The sequence below is a fragment of the Amycolatopsis sp. Hca4 genome, from assembly GCF_013364075.1.
In the GTDB taxonomy this organism is placed as follows: Bacteria; Actinomycetota; Actinomycetes; order Mycobacteriales; family Pseudonocardiaceae; genus Amycolatopsis.
In genome coordinates this window covers 9,674,540-9,695,900 of record NZ_CP054925.1, presented here as the reverse complement: position 1 = coordinate 9,695,900, position 21,361 = coordinate 9,674,540, and the positions used below count along the sequence as shown (strand labels likewise).

At 75.9% G+C, this 21,361-nt stretch carries 3 protein-coding genes; all 3 read left to right on the top strand.

Features of this window, described 5'->3' with window-relative positions; translation table 11 throughout:
* The first annotated feature begins 40 nt into the window (after positions 1–40).
* From HUT10_RS43975 to HUT10_RS43965, 3 genes are read left to right on the top strand one after another with little or no spacing between them, the layout of a single operon-like run.
* Positions 41–8,056: a type I polyketide synthase gene (locus tag HUT10_RS43975; RefSeq protein ID WP_176176626.1), complete on the top strand. Its 8,016-nt coding sequence runs from the start codon at positions 41–43 to the stop codon at positions 8,054–8,056.
* Between the two features lie 28 nt (positions 8,057–8,084).
* On the top strand, positions 8,085–12,464 hold the full coding sequence (locus tag HUT10_RS43970; RefSeq protein WP_176176625.1) for a type I polyketide synthase: 4,380 nt from the start codon (positions 8,085–8,087) through the stop codon (positions 12,462–12,464).
* Between the two features lie 8 nt (positions 12,465–12,472).
* The gene (locus HUT10_RS43965; protein WP_176176624.1) at positions 12,473–21,358 is read left to right on the top strand and encodes a type I polyketide synthase; all 8,886 of its coding nucleotides are present in this window, start codon (positions 12,473–12,475) and stop codon (positions 21,356–21,358) included.
* The last annotated feature ends 3 nt before the right edge of the window (positions 21,359–21,361 follow it).

Sequence of the window (21,361 nt, the reverse complement as noted above, 5' to 3'; positions counted from 1 at the left end):
TTCCCCGATTTCCGCGATCCCTTCCGACGATGGGTGAACTATGTCTTCCCTGCCTGCTCCCGGTGAGCCGATCGCGGTGGTCGGCATGTCCTGCCGGCTGCCCGGCGCCGCCGGTCCCGCGCGGTTGCGCCGGCTGCTGGCCGAGGGCCGCGAGGCCGTCGGCGAGGTTCCGCCGGGCCGGTGGACCGACGGCGACCGCGCCGGGCGCGGCGGCTTCGTGTCCGATGTGGACGGTTTCGACGCGCCCTTCTTCGGCGTCTCCCCGCGTGAGGCCGCGGCGATGGACCCGCAGCAGCGGCTGGTGCTGGAGCTGGCGTGGGAGGCCTGCGAGGACGCCCGGATCGCGCCCGGCACGCTGCGCGGCAGCGGCACGGCCGTCGTGGTCGGCGCGATCAACGGCGACTACGCGCTGCTGCACGACCGCCTCGGTGCCGGACCGCACACGCTGACCGGCACCCACCGCAGCCTGATCGCGAACCGCGTCTCCTACCTGCTCGGCCTGCGCGGCCCGAGCCTGACCGTCGATTCGGGCCAGTCCTCGTCGCTGGTCGCGGTGCACCTGGCGGCCGAGCAGCTGCGCCGCGGCACCGCGGCCGTCGCGCTCGCCGGCGGGGTGAACCTCAACCTCCTGGCGGCCGGCACCGAGACCGTGGACCGCTTCGGCGCGCTGTCCCCGCAGGGCCGCTGCCACACCTTCGACAGCCGCGCCGACGGGTACGTCCGCGGCGAGGGCGGCGGCCTGGTCGTGCTCAAGCCGCTGAGCGCCGCGCTCGCCGACGGCGACCGCGTGCACGCGGTCCTGCTCGGCGGCGCGGTGAACAACGACGGCGGCGGCGAGGGGCTCACCGTGCCGCGGGCGCAGGCGCAGACCGAAGTGATCCGGCTGGCCTGCGCCGACGCCGGCGTCACCCCGGCCGAGGTCCAGTACGTCGAGCTGCACGGCACCGGCACCCCGGTCGGCGACCCGATCGAGGCCGAGGCGCTCGGCGCCGCGTTCGCCGGGGACCGCCCGGAGCCGCTGCCGGTCGGTTCGGTGAAGACCGTGCTCGGCCACCTCGAAGGCGCGGCCGGCATCGCCGGACTGCTGAAAGTCCTGGTGTGCCTGCAGGAACGCCGGTTGAGCCCGAGCCTGAACTTCGAGACGCCCAACCCGGCGATCCCGTTCGGGACGCTGAACCTCGAAGTCGTGCGCGAGGCCCGGGACTGGCCGCGCCCGCAGGACCGGCTCGTCGCCGGGGTCAGCTCGTTCGGCGTCGGCGGTACCAACTGCCACCTGGTCCTGGCCGAAGCCCCGCCGGCCACCCCGCCGGAAGACGTCGTGGCCGACGACGTCCCGCTGGTGCTCTCGGCCCGGTCGGCCGCCGCCCTGCCCGCCCAGGCCCGTGCGCTCGCGGACCACCTCGCCGGGCACCCGGCGCTCGCCCACGGTGACGTCGCCCGGTCGCTGCTGCGCACCCGCGAGCTGTTCGAGCACCGCGCGGTCGTGTTCGGCGACCTCGGGTCACTGGCCGGCGGCACGCCGTCGGAGAACGTGGTGACCGGGCGGACCGTCGACGGCGGTGACGTGCTCGTCTTCCCCGGGCAGGGTTCGCAGTGGCCGGAGATGGCCCGCGCGCTGCTGCGCGACTCGCCCGTGTTCGCCCGCCGGCTGGCCGGGTGCTCGGCCGCGCTCGCCGAGTTCGTCGACTACGACCTGCTGGAAGACCTCCGTGACGGCAGCGCCGACCTCGGCCGCGTCGACGTCGTGCAGCCCGCCCTCTGGGCGGTCATGGTCTCGCTGGCGGAGGTCTGGCGCGACGCCGGGCTCACCCCGTCGGTCGTGGTCGGGCACTCGCAGGGTGAGATCGCGGCGGCCACGGCGATCGGCGCGTTGTCGCTCGCGGACGGCGCCCGCGTGGTCGCCCTGCGCAGCCGGGTGATCGCCGGGATGCCCCGCGGCGGCGGGATGATGTCCGCCGGGGCGCCCGAGGACGTCGTCCGGCCGCTGCTGCCCGCCGGGGTGTCGGTGGCCGCGGTGAACGGCACCCGGTCCGTCGTGCTGTCCGGGCCGTCCGGCGACTTGGCGGCCCTGCACGCGATCCTCACCGAAAGCGGCTACCGCGCGAAGATCCTGCCGGTCGACTACGCGTCGCACTCGGCGGCCGTGGACCCGCTGCGCGAGGAGATCCTGCGGCTGCTGGCCCCGGTGCGGCCGGTGTCCACTTCGGTCACTTTCGTGTCCGCGCTCACCGGCGAGCCGTTCGACACCGCCGGCCTCGACGCCGGGTACTGGTTCGAGAGCCTGCGCCGTCCGGTCCGGTTCGCCGACGCGACCGCCGGGGCGCTGGCCGCCGGCGGCGCGCGGTTCGTCGAGTGCAGCCCGCACCCGGTGCTGCTGGGCAGCATCGAGGAGACGGCCGAAGCCCGCGGCCACACCGTGGCCGTGATCGGCACGCTCCGGCGGGACGACGGCGGCGGCGACCGCCTGCGGCGCAGCTTCGCCGAAGCGTTCGTCGCCGGGGCCGGGGTGCGCTGGGCGGTGCCCGGCGAGCGCCTGGTCGACCTGCCGACGTACGCGTTCCAGCGGACCCGGCACTGGCTCGGCGAAGAAGCCGCCGCCGCGCCGGTCGCCGTGGATGCCACGCAGGTGGCGGAACTGGTGCTCGCCACCGCCGCGGCCGTCCTGGGCCACGCGGACGCCGGCGCCATCGACCCGGCGAGCACGTTCAAGGACCTCGGTTTCGACTCGGTGAGCGTGGTGGAGCTGCGCACCCGGCTGCAGGCGGCCACCGGGCGCAAGCTGCCGACCACGGTGCTGTTCGACTTCCCGACCCCGCACCACCTGATCACCCACCTGCGGGCGGACCGGGGCGAAGCCGCTCCGGTGGCGGAACCCGTGGCACCGCAGGACGACCCGATCGCGATCGTCGCCATGGGCTGCCGCTTCCCCGGCGGCATCACCTCCCCCGCCGAGCTGTGGGACCTGGTGGCCACGGGCGGGGAAGCCGTCACCGAGCTGCCGTCGAACCGAGGCTGGGACCTCGACACGCTCCTCGGCGACACCGGGCCCGGCTCCTGCGCCACCCGCTTCGGCGGCTTCCTGCACGACGCCGACCGGTTCGACCCCGCGTTCTTCGGCCTGAGCCCGCGCGAGGCCCTGGCGATGGACCCGCAGCAGCGGGTGCTGCTGGAGATCAGCCACGAGGCGATCGAGCGCGCCGGGCTCGGGTCCCTCGAGGGAACCGACACCGGGGTGTTCGTCGGGGCGATGGCGATGGACTACGGCCCGCGCCTGCACGAGCCGACCGGGTCGGTCGACGGCCACCGCCTCACCGGCACGTCGCCGAGCGTGGCGTCGGGCCGGATCGCCTACACCTACGGGCTGCGCGGACCCGCTTTGACGGTCGACACCGCGTGCTCGTCGTCGCTGGTCGCGATCCAGCTGGCCGCCGACGCCCTGCACCGCGGCGACTGCTCGCTGGCGCTGGCCGGCGGCGTCACCGTGATGGCCGCTCCGGGCAACCTCGTGGACTTCACCCGCCAGAACGGCCTGTCCGCCGACGGCCGCGCGAAGGCGTTCTCCGCCGACGCCGACGGCACGGCGTTCGCCGAAGGCGCGGGCATGCTGGTGCTGGAGCGGCTGTCCGACGCCCGCCGCCACGGCCACCCGGTGCTGGCCCTGCTGCGCGGCGGCGCGACCGGCTCCGACGGGGCCAGCAACGGCCTCACGGCCCCGAACGGCCAGGCGCAGCAAGAGGTCATCCGCCGGGCGCTGTCGGCCGCCGGACTGTCCACATCGGACGTCGACGTGGTCGAGGCGCACGGCACCGGCACCGCGCTGGGCGACCCGATCGAGGCGCACGCGCTGCTGGCGACGTACGGGCAGGACCGCGAGACGCCGCTGTGGCTGGGGTCGCTGAAGTCCAACATCGGCCACACCCAGGCCGCGGCGGGGGTCGCGGGCGTGATCAAGATGGTCGAGGCGCTGCGGCACGACACGATCCCCCGGACGCTGCACGCCGAGGTGCCGAGCCCGCACGTCGACTGGGCGAGCGGCCGGGTCGCGGTGCTGTCGGCGGCCCAGGAGTGGCCCGACCACGGCCGCCCGAGGCGGGCGGCGGTGTCGAGCTTCGGGATCAGTGGGACGAACGCACACGTGGTGCTGGAAGCCGCACCCGCTGCGGCGCCCGCCTACGCCGGAACCGAGACCGCACCGGCTGGAGCGCCTGCCGCAGGGCCGCGCCAGCGCACCGGAACCGAAGCCGCGCGAGCCGCAGAGCCCGCACCGGCACCCGCCGAGCCGCTGCAGGCCGCCGACGGCACCGCCTACCGCTCCCAGCCCGGGGCCGCGCCCGCCCAGCCGCTGGTCTGGCTCCTGCACGCCCACACCGACGCCGCTCTCCGCACCCAGGCCGCCCGGCTGCGCGCCTACGCCGAAACCGCGTCCGACGAGGACCTCGCCGCCACCGCGGCGATCCTCGCCCGGCGCCGCCCCGGTGCCTGCCGCGCGGTCGTCGTCGCCGTCGACCGGGCCGAGCTGGTTGCCGCTCTCGATGCCCTCGCCGAGGGCGCCCCACACCCCGCGCTCGTCACCGGTACCGCGGCCGGCGAGACCAAGCCCGTGTTCGTCTTCCCCGGCCAGGGCGCGCAGTGGCCCGGCATGGCCGCCGAACTGCTCGCCGCCGACGCCGGCTTCGCGCGGCTGCTCACCGACGCCGCCGAGGCGCTGAAGCCGCACACCGGCTGGTCGGTGCTCGACGTGCTCACCGGCGCCGCGGGTGCGCCGGGCCTGGAGGGGACCGATGTCGTGCAGCCGGTGCTGTTCGCCGTCATGGTCGCCCTCGCCGGACTGTGGCAGGCCGCCGGGGTCGCTCCGGCCGCGGTGGTCGGCCACTCCCAGGGCGAGCTGGCCGCGGCCGTCGTGGCCGGGGCGCTGCCGCTGGCCGACGCCGCCCGGATCATCGCCGTCCGGAGCCGGCTGCTCACCGCCGAACTGGACGGCACCGGCGGGATCCTCGCCGTCGGCCTGCCGGTGGCGCAGGTGCGGGAGCGGCTCGCGCCGTGGGCGGGGCGGCTGTGGCCGGCCGTGGACAACGGTCCGGCCGGCACGGTGGTCGGCGGCGAGCTGGCCGCCATCGAGGAGTTCGCGGCCGCCTGCGCCGACGTCCAGATCCGGCGCACGCCGGTGGCCTACGCGGCGCACACCCCGCACGTCGAAGCGGTCCGCGACGCCCTGCTCGAGGAGATCGGCGCGCTGGCGCCCGCCGACACCGCGACCACGATCTGCTCCTCCTGCACCGGCGGTTTCCTGCCGGGCTCGGAGCTGACCGCGGCCTACTGGTACCGCAACCTGGCCGAGCCGGTCGAGTTCGACGCCGCCGTCCGGGCCTTCGCCGGTTACCGGCGGCCGCTGTTCGTCGAGGTCAGCCCGCACCCCATCCTCGCGGGCGCGGTGCAGGAGATCCTCGCCGACGCGGGCATCGACGGCACCGCGGTGGGCACCCTGCGCCGCGGGGAAGGCGGCCGCCGCCGGTTCCTGCTGGCACTGGCCGCGGCGCACGTGCGGGGCGCCGTCGTGGACTGGCCGCGGCTGCTCGGCCCGGTCACCCGCCACCCGGACGTGCCGACCTCGGCGTTCGACCGGCAGCGCTACTGGCTCACCGAGGGCACCTCCGGCCTGCTCGGCGCGCCGACGCCGGTCGCCGACGGCGACGGGCTGGTCGCCACCGGGCGGCTCTCGCTCACCTCGCTGCCCTGGCTGGCCGGCCACGCCGTCCGCGGCACGGTCCTGTTCCCCGGCACCGGGTTCGCCGAGCTGGCCCTGGAAGCGGCCGACGGCGGCACCGTCGAAGACCTGACGCTGGAAGCGCCGCTGGTGCTGCCGGCCACGGGTGTCGTCGAGGTCCAGGTCGGCCTCGGTGGCGCGGACGAGGACGGCCGCCGCCCGTTGACCGTCCACTCGCGACTCGGCGACGCGCCGTGGACGCGGCACGCGACCGGCACGGTGAGCCCGGACCGGCTGCCCGTCACCCCCCTGCCGGTCTGGCCGCCCGTCGGCGCCGAGCCGGTCGACCTCGCCGACGGCTACCCGCGGCTGGCGGCACGCGGGTACGAGTACGGCCCGGCGTTCCGGGGCCTCACCGCGCTGTGGCGCGATGGCGACGACCGGTACGCCGAGGTGGAGCTGCCCGCCGAAGGCGAGTTCACCGCGCACCCGGCCGTGCTCGACGCGGTGCTGCACGCGCTGGTCCTCGACGGCACCGAGCTGCTGCTGCCGTTCTCCTTCGGCGGCCTGCGGATCACCTCGCCGCTGCCGGGTTCGGTGCGGGCCCGTCTGTCCGGCTCCGCGGACAGCGGCGTCGAGATCACCCTCTACGACACCGCCGGCACTCCGCTCGGCGGCGTCGGATCGCTGCTGCTGCGTCCCGCTTCGCAGGCGACCGCGACCGCCGAGCTGTACCGCGTGGAATGGGAGCCGGCCGAGGTCGGCGCCGGCACCGAGCGCGAGTGGACGGTGATCGGCACCGAGCTGCCCGAGGTCGTCCCGCCCGTCGTGCTCACCACCGCGCACGAGCTGCCCGCCGTGCTGGACCTCGTGCAGCGCTGGCTGCTCGACGCCCGCTGCGACGGCTCGAAGCTGGTGTTCCTGCAGGACCCCGGCTCGCCCGGCGGCGCGGCCGTGTGGGGCCTGGTGCGCTCGGCGATCGCCGAGCACCCCGGCCGCTTCGCCCTCGCCGGCGCCCGGCCCGGCGCCCCGCTCGCCGCGGCGCTGGAGGCCGAAGAGCCGCAGTTCGCCGTGCGCGACGGCGCGGTGCTCGTGCCCCGGCTGGCGCGCTTCGCCGCCGAGCCGTCCACAGTGGACTTCGGCACCGGCACCGTGCTGGTGACCGGCGGCACGGGCGGGCTCGGCGCGCTGGTCGCCGAGCGGCTGGTGACCACGCACGGCGTCCGTGACCTGCTGCTGGTGTCGCGGCGCGGCGGCGACGTCCCGGCGCGGCTGGCCGGGCTCGACGCCCGCGTCCGGGTGGTGGCGGCCGACGTCGCCGACCGCGCCGCGCTCACCGCGGTGCTGGCGGGCGAGACGCTCACCGGGGTGGTGCACGCGGCCGGCGTCCTCGACGACTCGACCCTCACCGGGCTCACGGCCGCGCAGCTGGACACCGTGCTGCGGCCCAAGCGCGACGCGGCCTGGCTGCTGCACGAGCTGACCGGAGACCAGCCGCTCGCCGCGTTCGTGCTGTTCTCCTCGATCGCCGGGGTGCTCGGCAACCGCGGCCAGGCGAACTACGCGGCCGCGAACGCGTCCCTCGACGTTTTGGCGGAGCACCGGGCGGCACGCGGGCTGCCGGGCGTGTCGATCGCGTGGGGCCTGTGGGACACCGCCACCGGCATGACCGCCGCGATGACCGCCACGGACCGCGCGCGGCTCACCGGCGTCCGGCCGATCACGCCGGCGCAGGGGCTGGCCGCGTTCGACGCCGCGCTCGGGCTGTCCGGCACGGTGGTGGCGTCCGGTTGGGACACCGCGGCGCTGCGGGCGGCCGACGACGTCCCCGCCGTGCTGCGGAGTCTCGTGCCGGTGCGCCGCGTGGCCGCGACCGCTCCGGTCGCGGCCGGGCTGGCCGGGCAGGTCGCCGGGCTGGACCGGGAGACCGCGGCGGCCACGGTGACCGGGTTCGTCCGGACCGAGGTCGCCACCGCGCTGGGGCACCGGTCGCCGGCGTCGGTCGAGGTGGCGAAGCCGTTCAGCGAACTGGGGATCGACTCGCTGACGTCGGTGGAGCTGCGCAACCGCATCGGGGCCGGCACGGGGCTGCGGCTGCCCGCGTCGCTGCTGTTCAACCACCCGACCGTCGAGCTGCTGGCCGCGCACCTGCTCGGCGAGCTGCTCCCGCCGCCGCCCGACCCGGCGCAGCGGCTGCGTGACGCCCTCGGCGAAGTGCTGCCCGGCGCCGGCGAGGAGGACCGCCGGCGGCTGGCGGAGGTGCTGCGGGAGGCGCTCGACGGGCTCGGGGCGGCACCGGACCTGGAACTCGCCTCCGACGACGAGCTCTTCGCCTTCATCGACAAGCTGTGACGTTTTGCGAACGGATAGGGGTTCGGTTATGACCGGCGAAGACAAGCTTCGCGACTACCTGAAGCGGGCCACGGTCGAGCTCGCGGGCGCGCGCCGCCGGCTGGCCGAGTACGAGGCCCGCGAGAGCGAGCCCATCGCCGTGATCGGCATGTCGTGCCGGTTCCCCGGCGCGCCCGACGTCGACGCGTACTGGCAGCTGCTGCGCGAGGGCCGGGCCGCCGAGGTCGGAGACGTCCCCGACGGCCGGTTCGACCACGCCCCCGGCACCGGCCGCCGCGGCGCCTTCCTGTCCGAAGTGGACGGCTGGGACGCCGGGTTCTTCGGCTACGCCCCGCAGGAGGCGCTGCGGATGGACCCGCAGCAGCGGCTGCTGATGGAGCTGGCCTGGGAGGCGATGGACGACGCGGGCACCCCGGCGCCGCGGCTGCGGGGCAGCCGCACCGGCGTGCTGCTCGGGTTCTCCGACAGCTTCCAGTACGGCCAGGTGGAGGCCGAGCGCGAAGGCACCGGCGTGTACGCGGACCCGTACATGGGCCAGGGCAGCCTCGCCAGCGTCGTCGCCGGCCGGCTGGCCTACCACTTCGACCTGCGCGGGCCGGCGTTCTCGCTGGACACGGCGTGCTCGTCGACGCTGGTGGCGGTGCACCTCGCGGCCCGCGCGCTGCGGGCGGGCGAGTGCGACTACGCCCTGGCCGGCGGCGGGTTCCTGGCGCTGCACCCGTTCCTGTACGTCTACAGCAGCCGCAACGCGCTGCTCTCCCCGACCGACCGCTGCCACACGTTCGACACGAGCGCGGACGGCTACATGATGGGCGAGGGCGGCGGGATGGTGGTGCTGGCCCGGCTGTCCGACGCCCTGCGCGACGGCCACCGCATCCGCGCGGTCATCCGCGGTTCGGCGGTGAACCAGGACGGCCGCAGCAACGGCCTGACCGCCCCCAACCGCAGCGCCCAGGTCGACGTGATCCGCCGGGCACTGGCCGACGCGGCGGCCGAACCGGCCGACGTGGACTTCCTGGAGGCGCACGGGTCGGGGACGCCGCTGGGCGACGAGATCGAACTGGGCGCGCTGGGCGACGTGTTCGGCGACCGGCCGGCCGGCCGCCCGCTGACGGTGGGGGCGGTGAAGACCAACATCGGCCACACCCACACGGCGGCGGGCATCGCCGGGCTGATCAAGACGGTCCTGGTGCTGGAGAACGGCGAAGTGCCGCCGAACCTGCACATGGACGACCCGGCGGAGCAGGTGCTGGCGAACGCGGCGGTCCGCCCGTCGGCCGGCCTGGCCCCGCTGCCGGACCACGGCCGCCCGGCGGTCGCGGGGGTGAGTTCGTTCGGCTGGTCGGGCACGAACGCCCACCTGGTCCTCGAAGCCGCCCCGCCGACCGAAGTGCGCGCGGAGGGTGCGGACGAGGTTGCCGAGCTGATCCCGGTCTCGGCCGCCTCGGAAGCCGCGCTGCACGCCCACCTCGCTCAGCTCGCCCACACGGCAGAGGATGCCCGCGCGGTCACGCGTGATGCCCCGGCGAACACGGACCTGAGCCTGGCCGACCTCGCCCATACCCTCCGCGAGGGGCGGGCGCACCTGGAGCACCGGCGGGCCGTCGTCGCCACCGGTCTCGAAGACGCCGCGCGGCAGCTCGCCTCCGCCGCGCGGACCCCCGGGGTGCACCGGAAGCCCGCCGCTCCGAAGGTCGCCTTCCTGCTGCCCGGGGTCGGCGACCAGTACCGGGGTCTCGCTCGGGAGCTCTACCGCGACGAGCCCGTCTTCGCCGCTGCCGTCGACGAGTGCTGCGCCATCGCCGCCGACCGGTGCGGGGTCGACCTGCGGGCCGCCTTCTTCGCCGAACCTCAAGCCGTCGAAGCGTCCTTCTTCGGCGCCGGCCCGGGAGACGACCTGCTCGACCGCGCCGAGGTCGCCCACCCGCTGCTGTTCACCGTCGAGTACGCCCTCGCGCAGCTGCTCGCCGACCGGGGTGTCCGGCCGGACCTGCTCGTCGGCTACAGCCTCGGCGAGTACGTCGCCGCCTGCCTGGCCGGGGTCTTCACCCTCGGCGACGCCCTGCACGTCGTCACCGGGCGGGCGCGGCTGATCGGGCGCGCTCCGGCCGGGCGGATGCTCGCCGTCGCCGCTTCCGCGAGCCGGATCGCCGAAGCCCTCTCCCCGATGCGGGTCGACGTCGCCGCGCTGAACGGCCCGCAGATGACCGTCCTCAGTGGATCGCCCGAGGACGTCGACACCGCGGCCGCGCAACTGAAAGCCGCCGGGCTGGCCGCGCGGGTCCTGCGCTCGGCCCACCCGTTCCACTCGACCCTGCTGGAACCCGCCCGCGCCGAGCTGGCCGAGCTGGTCGCCTCCGTGCCGCGGCAGGCACCGAAGATCCCGATCGTCTCCAACGCGACCGGCACCGTCCTCACCGACGCCGAAGCCGTCGACCCGCAGTACTGGGCCGGGCACCTCTGCCGGCCGGTGCGGTTCGCCGAGGGCGTCCGGCACTGTGACGGCGAGGGCGTCGACGTCTACGTCGAGGTCGGCCCCGGCCAGACGCTCGGCGGCCTGGTCCGCCAGAACCAGTTCGACGCCCGCCCCGCCGTGCTCGGCACCCTGCCGGCGCCGTGGCCGGTCGAGGACCGCCCGGCCGAGGGCACCGCGCTCCTGGAGACCCTCGCGCGGCTGTGGGAACTGGGCGTCACCGTCGACTTCGCGAAGCTGCCGACCGGCGGCCGGACCGTGTCCCTGCCCACCTACCCGTTCCAGCGCACGAAGTTCTGGCCCCCGGCGACCCGGCAGGCCCCCGGACCGGTCGAGGAAGCCGGCCGGCTCTACGCCCCGGTCTGGCGCCTCGACCCCACCCGGCCCACGGCCGCCCCGCAGGGCTCGCTGATCACCACCAACGCCGAGCTCGCCGCACTGGCCACCCGGGCCGGGATGACCGTCGGCACCGACCCCGGGACACTGCCCCAGCCGGTGCACGTCGTCCACGAAGGCGGTTTCGACGACCTCCTGCGGACCGTCCAGGCCCTCGACGGCCACGACGTCCGCCTGCTCACCGTCACCACCGGCGCGGCCGAGATCACCGGCGGCGACCTGACCGACCCGGACGCCGCCGGCGTGCACGGGCTCGGCCGCGGGGTCCGCGCCGAGTACCCCGGCCTCCGGTGGCGCGGGGTCGACGTCGAACCCGGCACCGGGGCGAAACACCTCCTGGAGGAGCTGGCCCGCCCGTGGACCGGCGACGCCGCGACCGAGCCGGTGCTCACCGGCTGGCGCGGCGGCCGCCGCCGGCTCCAGGAGTACACCGAGATCACCCTCGACGACGCCGCACCGGACTGGGGCGGCACGCACGTGGTCACCGGCGGCACCCGCGGCCTCGGCATGGTCGTGGCCAAGCACCTCGCCCGCCACGGCGCCGGCAAGCTGGCCCTGATCAGCCGCACCGGCGAGGCGGACCCGGGCGACCTCGCGGAGCTGACCGCCGAGGTGCTGGTGCTCAAAGCCGACGCCGGCGACCCGGAGCAGCTGCGGAACGCACTGGCCGAAGCCAAGGCACGGCTCGGCGAGCTCGACTCGATCGTGCACGCCGCGGGCCTGCCGGGCGGCGGGCTCGCCCAGCGCCGCACCGCCGGGGACATGCACCGCACGCTCGCCCCGAAGGTCAACGCGGTCGGCCCGCTCCTCGAAGCCCGGCCGCGGCGGCTGGTCCTGTTCTCCTCGATCGTCACGGTCGTCGGCGGGATCGGCGAAGCCGACTACTGCGCGGCCAACAGCGTCCTCGACGCCCACGGCGCCGCACTGTCCACAGCGGACACCCAGGTGGTCACCGTCGCCTGGGGACACTGGCAGCACGACGCCTGGGCGGACGCGGCCACCGGCGAGGCCCGCCTCGCCTACCGCCGCCGCTACGGCTTCACCGCCGAAGCCGGCTGCGCGGTGCTCGACCGGCTCGTCGGCAACGGCGTCCGCGGCACGGTCGTGGCCTTGCGCCAGGACCTGCCGGCCGCCCGCCGCGAGCTGGCCGCCCTCAACGACCTCGGTGAGCTCCTGGAGGCGGCCCCGGCGGCCACCACGCGCTACCCGCGGCCACCGCTGCGCACCGAGTACGCCGCCCCGCGCGGCGAGCTCGAGACCGACATCGCGGGTGTCTGGGGCGAGTTCCTCGGCATCGACGCCGTCGGCGTGCACGACCCGTTCTTCGACCTCGGCGGCAACTCGCTGGTCGGCATGGCCATGGTGGCGGCGCTGGAGAAGCGCCTCGGCCGCAAGATCGCGCCCGCCGTCCTCTTCGGCCACCCCACCGTGGCCGCCTTCGCCGCCGCACTGACCGACACCGACGCCCCCGCTCCGCGGGCGGCCACCACCGGATCCGCGCGGGGCCAGCGCCGCCGCCTGGCCGGCACCCGGAAATGAGGGACACCGTGACCGACAGCAGCGAAATCTCGCCCACGGACATCGCCGTGGTCGGCATGGCCGGCCGCTTCCCGGGCGCCGACGACGTCGGCGCGCTGTGGGAGACCGTCCGCGCCGGCCGCTCCGGCATCACCCGCTTCACCGACGACGAGCTCCTGAAGGCCGGCGTGCCCGCCGACCGGCTCGGCGACCCGGCCTACGTCAAGGCGGGCGCCGTCGTCCGCGGCGTCGAGGACTTCGACGCGGGCTTCTTCGGCATCAACCCGAAGGAAGCCCAGATCCTCGACCCGCAGCACCGGCTCTTCCTCGAGCACAGCCAGCACGCGCTGGAGGACGCGGCCTGCGACCCGGCGCGGTTCGACGGCGCGATCGGCGTGTTCGCCGGCTGCGCGTGGAGCACCTACCTGACCCACAACCTCACCCCGGCGAACGCCGCCGGTGAGATGGGCGAGATCGCGATCGCCCTCGGCAACGACAAGGACACCCTGGCCACCCGGGTCTCGCACACCCTCGGCCTGTCCGGGCCCGCGTTCAGCATCCAGAGCGCCTGCTCGACGTCGCTGGTCGCGGTCTGCGTCGCGGCGAGCAGCCTGGCGAACTTCGAATGCGACGTCGCACTGGCCGGTGGCGTGTCGATCGGCGTGCCGCACCGCGTCGGCTACCTCTACCAGCAGGGCGGCATCGCGCCGCCGGACGGCGAGTGCCGCGCGTTCGACGCCGCGGGCCTGGGCGCCCCGCTCGGCGGCGGCGTCGGCGTGGTCGCGCTGCGCCGGCTGGAGGACGCGCTCGCCGACGGCGACCGGGTGTACGCGGTGCTGCGCGGCTGGGCGGTCAACAACGACGCCGGCCGCAAGGTCGGCTTCACCGCGCCCGGCGTCGAGGGCCAGGCCACGGTGATCGCCGAGGCGCTGGCCGCGGCCGGGCTGGAGCCGGCGGACATCGGGTACGTCGAGGCGCACGGCACCGGCACCGCGCTCGGCGACGCCGCCGAAATCGCCGCGCTGCAGCAGGTCTTCGCGGGCCGGTCGGTGCGGATCGGCTCGGTGAAGACCAACGTCGGGCACCTCGACCGCGCCGCCGGCGTGACGAACCTGATCAAGGCCGCGCTCGCGCTGCACCACGAGGAGATCCCGCCGACCCGCAACCTCGGCACGCCGAACCCGCAGCTCACCGCGGGTGACGCCGAGCTGACCGTGGTCACCGAGCGCACGCCGTGGCCGCGCACGGACACCCCGCGCCGGGCCGGGGTCAGCGCGTTCGGCATCGGCGGCACGAACGCCCACGTCGTGCTGGAGGAGGCGCCGCTGCCGGTGCCCACCGCAACGGCCGGGCCGGAGCTGCTGGTCTGGTCGGCCCGCTCGGCCGCCGCGGCCGACGCGGCCACCGCGAACCTCGCCGCACACCTGGAGACCTCCGGGGACGCACTCGCCGACGTCGCCCACACCCTCCAGAGTGGACGGACGACGTTCGGGCACCGCCGGATGCTGGTCTCCGGTTCGGCCGAGGACGCGGCCCGGCTGCTGGCCGCGGGCGAAGTCTCGGCCTCGAGCGACGCCGGCACCGGCCGCCGCGTCGGGTTCCTCCTCGCGGGCACCGGCGAGCAGTACCCGGGCCTGGCCGCCGAGCTGTACGCGACGGCGCCGGTGTTCCGGGCCGAGCTGGACCGCTGCCGGGCGCTGCTGGACACGGACGTCCTGGCCGGGATGCTCGGCGAGCGCGAAGCCCCGGGTGGGCTGGCCGCCCTGCTGGGACGCACCGGCGGCGGCGAGCGCGCGGGCGACCGCACCGAGGTCCTGCACCCGGCGCTGTTCGCCGTCGAGTACGCGCTGGCGCAGCTCGTGCGCTCGTGGGGCGTCGAGCCGTCCGTGCTGGCCGGCTACAGCCTCGGCGAGTACGTCGCCGCGTGCCTGGCCGGGGTGCTCTCGCTCGAGGACGCCTTGGCGCTGGTGACGCACCGCGCGAAGCTGATGGCCGCGCTGCCCGGCGGCGCGATGGCCGCCGTGCCGCTGCCCGAAGCCGACGTGCGCGCCCGGATCGCCGGCACCGACCTCGACATCGCCGCGCTGAACGGCCCGCAGCTGACCGTCGTCTCCGGCACCGCCGAGGCGGTCGCCGCACTCCGCGCTTCCCTGGCCGCCGAGGACGTGCCGTGCCGTCCCCTGGCCACCACGCACGCCTTCCACTCCCGGCAGCTCGCGCCGCTGCGGGACGAGCTGACCGCCTGGGTCACCGCGAACGTGACCCTCGACGCGCCCACGATCCCGTACGTCTCCAACGTGACCGGTGCGCTGGTCACCGAAGCACCCGACCCGGCGTACTGGGCGGAGCACATGTGCGCGCCCGTCCGGTTCGACGACGCGCTGGCCACCCTGCTGGCCGACGAGGACACCGTGCTGCTGGAGCTGGGCCCGGGCCGCTCGCTGGGCGCGATGGTCCGCGGGCACCGGGCGTGCGCGCCGAAGCGCTGGGCCTCGGTGATCCCGACGCTGCCGGGCGCCGACGACCCGGCCCCGGCGGCCGTCGCCGTCGCCGAGGCGGCCGGACGGCTGTGGCTGGCCGGCGTCGACCTCGACTGGACCGGCGTCCGCGGCGGCCGCGGGGCCCGGCGGGTCGGCCTGCCCGGCTACCCGTTCCAGCGCTCGCGCTACTGGATCGACGCGCCGGGCACGGTCGCCCCGGAGGTCCCGCGGCTGGCCGCCGAGCCCGACGAGCACGTGCAGCTGCTGACGCCGTCGTGGCGGCCGCAGCCCGCCACCGACGCCGGAACCACCGGCCGGGTGGCGATCCTGCCGGACACCGGCGGGGTGGCCGCGGCGCTGGGCGCCCTGCTCGGGGAGGTGGCCGAGGCCGCCGACGCGGACACGATCGTCGACCTGTCGGTGCTCGACCTCGACGACGACGTGGCCGCGGTGCACGCGGTGGCCCGGACCCTGGCGACGGCGGCGGGTGACGGCTCGCGCGCGGTCCGGGTCCTCGTCGCCACCCGCGCCGGGCAGGCGACCGGGGGCGGCTCGGTCCGCCCCGCCCAAGCCGCGGTGGCCGTGCTGCCGGTCGTCGCGAACCAGGAGCACCTGAACCTCGACGCGGGCACCGTCGACCTCGACGCGGCCCACACCGCGGCCGAAGCCGCCGCCGTGCTGGCCGCGGAGTTGCGCTCGCCCGGCACTCCGCTGGTCGCCTACCGCGGCGACGAGCGGCTCGTTCCCGGCCACCGGCCCGCCGCACCCGCCGCCCCGCTCGCGGTCCGCGAAGGCGGCAGCTACCTCGTCACCGGCGGCCTCGGCAGCGTCGGCCTCACCGTCGCCGAGCACCTCGCCACCCGCGGCGCCCGCCGCCTCGTGCTGGTCAGCCGCAGCGGGGGCACCGAAGCCGCCGTCGCGCGGCTGCGTGCCCTCGGTGCCGAAGTCCACACCCCGAGAGTGGACATCACCGACCCCGCCGCCGTGCGCGCCCTGCTCGCCGAACACCGCTTCGACGGCATCGTGCACGCCGCCGCCGACTCCGGCCCCGCCGGGTTCCGCGCGCTGTCCGAAGTGGACGAAGCCACGATCGCCCGGCACTTCGCCGCCAAGGTCGGTGGCGCCCGCGTGCTGGCCGCGGCCCTGGACGAGCTTCCCGAGCGTCCTGAGTGGACAGTGCTGTTCTCCTCGACCTCGGCGCTGCTCGGCGGGGTCACCTTCGGCAGCTACGCCGCCGCCAACGCCGCGCTGCTCGCCGAAGCCCACGGCCGTCCCGGCTGGCTCGCCGCTGCCTGGGACACCTGGCCCGGCACCCTGGACCGGCTCGACGCCCGGCTCGGCGCCTCGATGGCCCAGCACGCCATGACCCGCGCCCAAGCACTGGCCGCGTTCGACCGCCTCGGCGGCCCCGTCGTGGTCGTTGCCGCCGGCGGGCTCGACGACCGGCTGCCCGGTGCCGCGAAGCCCACCGCGACCACCGCCGACCGCTTCCCCCGCCCCGACCTGCCCCAGCCCTACGTCCCGCCGATGAGCGCCACCGAACGCGGCCTGGCCGAGGTCTGGTCGTCCGTGCTCGGTGTCGAACCGGTCGGCACCCGGGACAACTTCTTCGACCTCAACGGCAACTCGCTGCTCGCCCTGCAGATGCTCGCCCTGGTCAAGGAGCGCTTCGGAGTCGCCATCCCGACCGTCACGCTCTTCGAGCTGCCCACCGTGCAGGCGCTCGCCGCCACCCTCGACGAGCAGGCCCCGGCGCGGGTCGTGGCCCCGGCCGCGCCGGTCGTCGCGGCGGACCCGGACGACGACGAGCTGGACCGGCACATCGCCATCGTCGGCATGGCCGGCCGGTTCCCCGGCGCGGGCACGATCGACGAGTTCTGGCGCAACCTCTGCGACGGCGTCGAGTCGATCACGTTCTTCACGCCCGACGAGCTGATCGCGGCCGGCGTCGACCCGGCGCAGGTCCGCGACCCGGCCTACGTGCCGGCGCGGCCGGTGCTCGACGACGTCACCGGCTTCGACGCCGCGTTCTTCGGCCTCAGCCCGCGGATGGCCGCGCTGACCGACCCGCAGCAGCGGCTGTTCCTCGAGGTCTGCTGGGAAGCCCTGGAAGGGGCCGGGTACGCGAAGCCCGGCGAACGCGGCCGGGTCGGCGTGTTCGGCGGCTGCAACCTCTCGACGTACCTGCTCGGCATCGCCGGGCAGTTCACCTCCGACGCCGACGCCAGCATCTACGAGCTGGTGATGGGCAACGACAAGGACGCGCTCACCACCACCGTGTCCTACCTGTTCGACCTGCGCGGCCCGAGCATGGCGGTGCAGACGTTCTGCTCGACGTCGCTGGTCGCGGTGCACACCGCGATGCGCAGCCTGCGGGCAGGCGACTGCGAGATGGCGCTGGCCGGCGGGGTCTCGGTGCGCGTGCCGGACCGGATCGGGCACCTGCACTCCCCCGGCGGCCAGGAGTCACCGGACGGGCACGTGCGCACCTTCGACGCCCAGGCCCACGGCAGCATGTTCGGCGACGGCGCCACCGTCGTCGTCCTCAAGAAGCTGGGTGCCGCCCTGCGCGACGGCGACCACATCTGGTCGGTGATCCGCGGCTCGGCGATGAACAACGACGGTGCCCTCAAGGTCGGCTACACCGCGCCGAGCGTGGGCGGGCAGTCGCGGGTGATCGCCGACGCGATGGCCGACGCCCGCGTCGCGGCCGAGGACGTCGGGTACGTCGAGGCCCACGGCACCGCGACCGAGCTGGGCGACCCGATCGAGGTCGCCGCGCTGACCCGCGCGTTCGGCGACACGGCCGAGAAGCAGTACTGCGCGCTGGGGTCGGTGAAGCCGAACGTCGGGCACCTCGACCGCGCCGCGGGCACGGCCGGGCTGATCAAGGCGTCGCTGGTGGTCCGCGAGGGCCTGATCCCGCCGACGCTGCACTACACCGCGCCGAACCCGGAGATCGACTTCGAGCACAGCCCGTTCCGGGTCGCGGCCGAGCTCGCGCCGTGGAACACCGGCGGCGGCCGCCCGCGGATCGCCGGGCTCAACTCGCTGGGCATGGGAGGGACCAACGTGCACGTCGTCGTCGAGCAGCCGCCGGACCGGCCCGCGCTGCCACCGGGTGACCCGGACACCGAGCGTCGCTACCAGGTGCTGCCGGTCTCGGCCCGCACCGCCGACGCGGCCGACGCCGCGGCCCGGCGCCTCGGCGAGCACCTCGCCGGGCACCCGGACGCGCGGCTGGCCGACGTCGCCTTCACGCTCCAGGAGGGGCGCAAGACGTTCGAACACCGGCGCGCCGTCGTCGCGTCCGATGTGGACAGTGCGGTCACCGCGCTGAGTGCTCCCGCGACCCGCGTCGAGCCGGTGCAGGACCGGCCGGTGGCGTTCCTCTTCGCCGGCGTCGGCGAGCAGTACCCCGGCCTGGTGGGCGAGCTGTACCGGCGCGAGCCGGTGTTCCGCGCCCACCTCGACGAGTGCCTGGCGCACCTCGACGCCGACGGCGACCTCGTCACCGGCGAGCGCGGCGGCGGCCCGAGCCTGGCCGCGCTGCTGGGCCGCACCGGCGACGAAGACCCCCGCGCCGCCCGGCTGCAGCGGACCGAACTCGCGCAGCCGCTGCTGTTCGCCGTGGACTACGCCCTGGCCCGGACGCTGGTGGACTGGGGGCTGAAACCGTCCGCGATGCTCGGCTACAGCCTCGGCGAGTACGTCGCCGCCTGCCTGGCCGGGGTGCTGTCCCTGCCGGACGCCCTGGCGCTGGTCGCCAAGCGCGCGGAGCTCATCGCCACCCTGCCCGGCGGGGGGATGGCGGCCGTGCCGCTGTCGCTCACCGAGCTCGAGACGCGGTTCGACCTGACGGGCCTCGACATCGCCGCGGTGAACGGCCCGGAGCTGGTCGTGGTGGCCGGGGAGACCACGGCGGTCGAGCGGCTCGCGCAGGACCTGCGGGCCGCGGACGTCCCGTGCCGTCCGCTGCGCACCAGCCACGCGTTCCACTCGCGGATGCTGGCCCCGGCCGCGGCCGGGCTGACCGCGTGGATCGCCGCGAACGTCACGCTGAACGCCCCCGAGCTGCCCTACCTGTCCAACGTCACCGGCGCCCCGGCGACCGCGGACCTCGTCACCGACCCGGGGTACTGGGCCCGGCACATGTGCGAGACCGTCCGGTTCGCCGACGCGGCCACCGCGCTGCTGGCCGACGAGCACCTGGCCGTCGTCGAGATCGGCCCCGGCCCCTCGCTCGGCGCGCTGCTGCGCGGGCTCAGCCCGGCGAGCCGCTGGCCGATGATCACCGCCACCCTGCCCGCCGCCGACGACCCGCGGCCTGCCGACGAGGTGCTCACCGACGGCCTGGCCCGGCTGTGGCTGCTCGGCGCGGCCTTCGACTGGTCGGCCTACCACGGCCGCGGCACGGCGACGCCGGTCTACCGCGGCACCGCCCCGGGCCGGGTGCCGCTGCCGACCTACCCCTTCCAGCGGCAGCGCTACTGGATCGAGGCGAAGCCGGCCACCGGGACGGCCCGGGTCGAGACGCCCGCGGACGGGCCGCTGGAGGAGTTCGACCGGATCCCGCTGCTGCCCGAGGACCAGTGGATCAGCCTGCCCACCTGGCGCCAGACCTCGGCCGCGCCCGTCGCGCCGCAGCCCGCGTCCTGGCTCGTGTTCGCCCGTCCCGGCCTCGCCGAAGACGTCCTCGACGGGATCCGCCGCACCGGCGACCCGGTGACCGTGGTCCGGCCGGGCGCGGGGTACCGGCCGGGCCCGGACGCCACCGTCCGCCCCGGCGACGTCGACGACCTGCTGCAGCTGCTGCGCGACCTCAAGCGCGGCGGCACCCGCCTCGACCGGGTCGTCCACCTGTGGAACCTCGACGACGACTCCCTGCTGCTCGGCCTGCACACGCTCGTCGCACTGGCCCGCGCGGCCGGCGAGCTGGGCCTCGGCGGCTGGACACTGGACCTGGCCGCCACCGGCACCCAGCGCGTCCTGCACGACGGCGAGCTGCGGCCCGACGCGGCCACGCTCACCGGGCCGAACCTGGTGATCCCGATGGAGTACCCCGGTGTCCGAACGCGACTCATCGATGTCGACGCGGCCGCCGGTGCCGCCGCCGTGGTCGCCGAACTGCACCGCCCGGCGCCCGGCCGCACGGTCGCGCTGCGCGGGTCGCGGCGCTGGCTGCCCGGCTACGAAGTTCTGACGCCGCAGCCGATCGAGCAGGCGGCGAGCGTGCTGCGGGATCAGGGCGTCTACCTGATCACCGGCGGCCTCGGCGGGATCGGGCTGGCGATGGCCGAGCGGCTGGCCCGCGACAGCCACGCGAAGCTCGTGCTGTTCGGCCGCCGCGGCCTGCCGCCGCGCGAGCGCTGGGCCGGGATCGCCGACGGCACCGACGAGGTGCCCGGCACGATCCGCGACCGCGTCGCCCGAGTGCAGGAGATCGAGGCCCTCGGCGGTGAAGTCGTGGTCGTCGAAGGCGATGTCGCCGAGGAGGCCGACGTCCGGCGCGCGGTCGCCGTGGCCGTCGAGAAGTTCGGGGCGCTGCACGGCATCCTGCACACCGCGGGCGTGCCGGGTACCGGGCTGATGCAGTTCAAGCAGCCCGGCGACGCCGACCAGGTCCTGGCGCCGAAGCTGCCCGGCTCCCGGGCGCTCAGCGCGGCCACCGACGGCCTGGACCTCGACTTCGTCGCGCTGTTCTCCTCGATCACGTCGGTCACCGGCGGTGGCCCTGGCCAGGTCGACTACTGCGCCGGCAACGCGTGGCTCGACGCCTACGCCGCCTCCCACGGTGGCCGCACGGTGTCGATCTCTTGGGGCGAATGGACCTGGAACGCTTGGGACGACGGGCTTTCCGGGTACGAGGAGGACATCCAGACCTACTTCCGCGAGCACCGCGCCAAGTTCGGCATCGACTTCGAGCAGGGCTGGCGCACGCTGCTGCGGGCGCTGGCCTCGGGCGAACCCCACGTCGTGATCTCCACCCAGGACTTGGACGCGGTGACGGCGGTGGCCGCCCGGTTCAGCGTCGACGCCGTCACCTCGGCGGCGAACGGCGGCTCGACGGCCGACCGGCACCCGCGGCCGGAACTGGTCACACCGTTCCAGGAGCCCGAAGGCGACGCCGAGCGCACGGTGGCCGAGGCGTGGTGCGAAGCACTGCGCCTGGACCGGGTCGGCGCGTCCGACAACTTCTTCGAACTCGGCGGCACGTCGCTGCTCGGCATCTCGCTGCTGGCGACGCTGCGCAGCAGCTTCCCGGACGCCGAACTGCCGCCGCACATCATCCACGAGGCCCCGACCGTCGCCGCGCTCGCGAAGATCGCCGCCGGCGACCCCGGGACCCCCGAACCCGCACCCGACAGCGCCGCGCAGGGACAGCTGCGCCGCTCCGGCATCAAGGCCGCGGCCGCCCGACGGCGCCGGGCCTGAACC

Excerpts from the sequence above, each read along its gene's own strand:
- HUT10_RS43970 (WP_176176625.1), top strand. The coding sequence starts at position 8,085 with ATGACCGGCGAAGACAAGCTTCGCGACTACCTGAAGCGGGCCACGGTC.
- HUT10_RS43975 (WP_176176626.1), top strand. The coding sequence starts at position 41 with ATGTCTTCCCTGCCTGCTCCCGGTGAGCCGATCGCGGTGGTCGGCATG.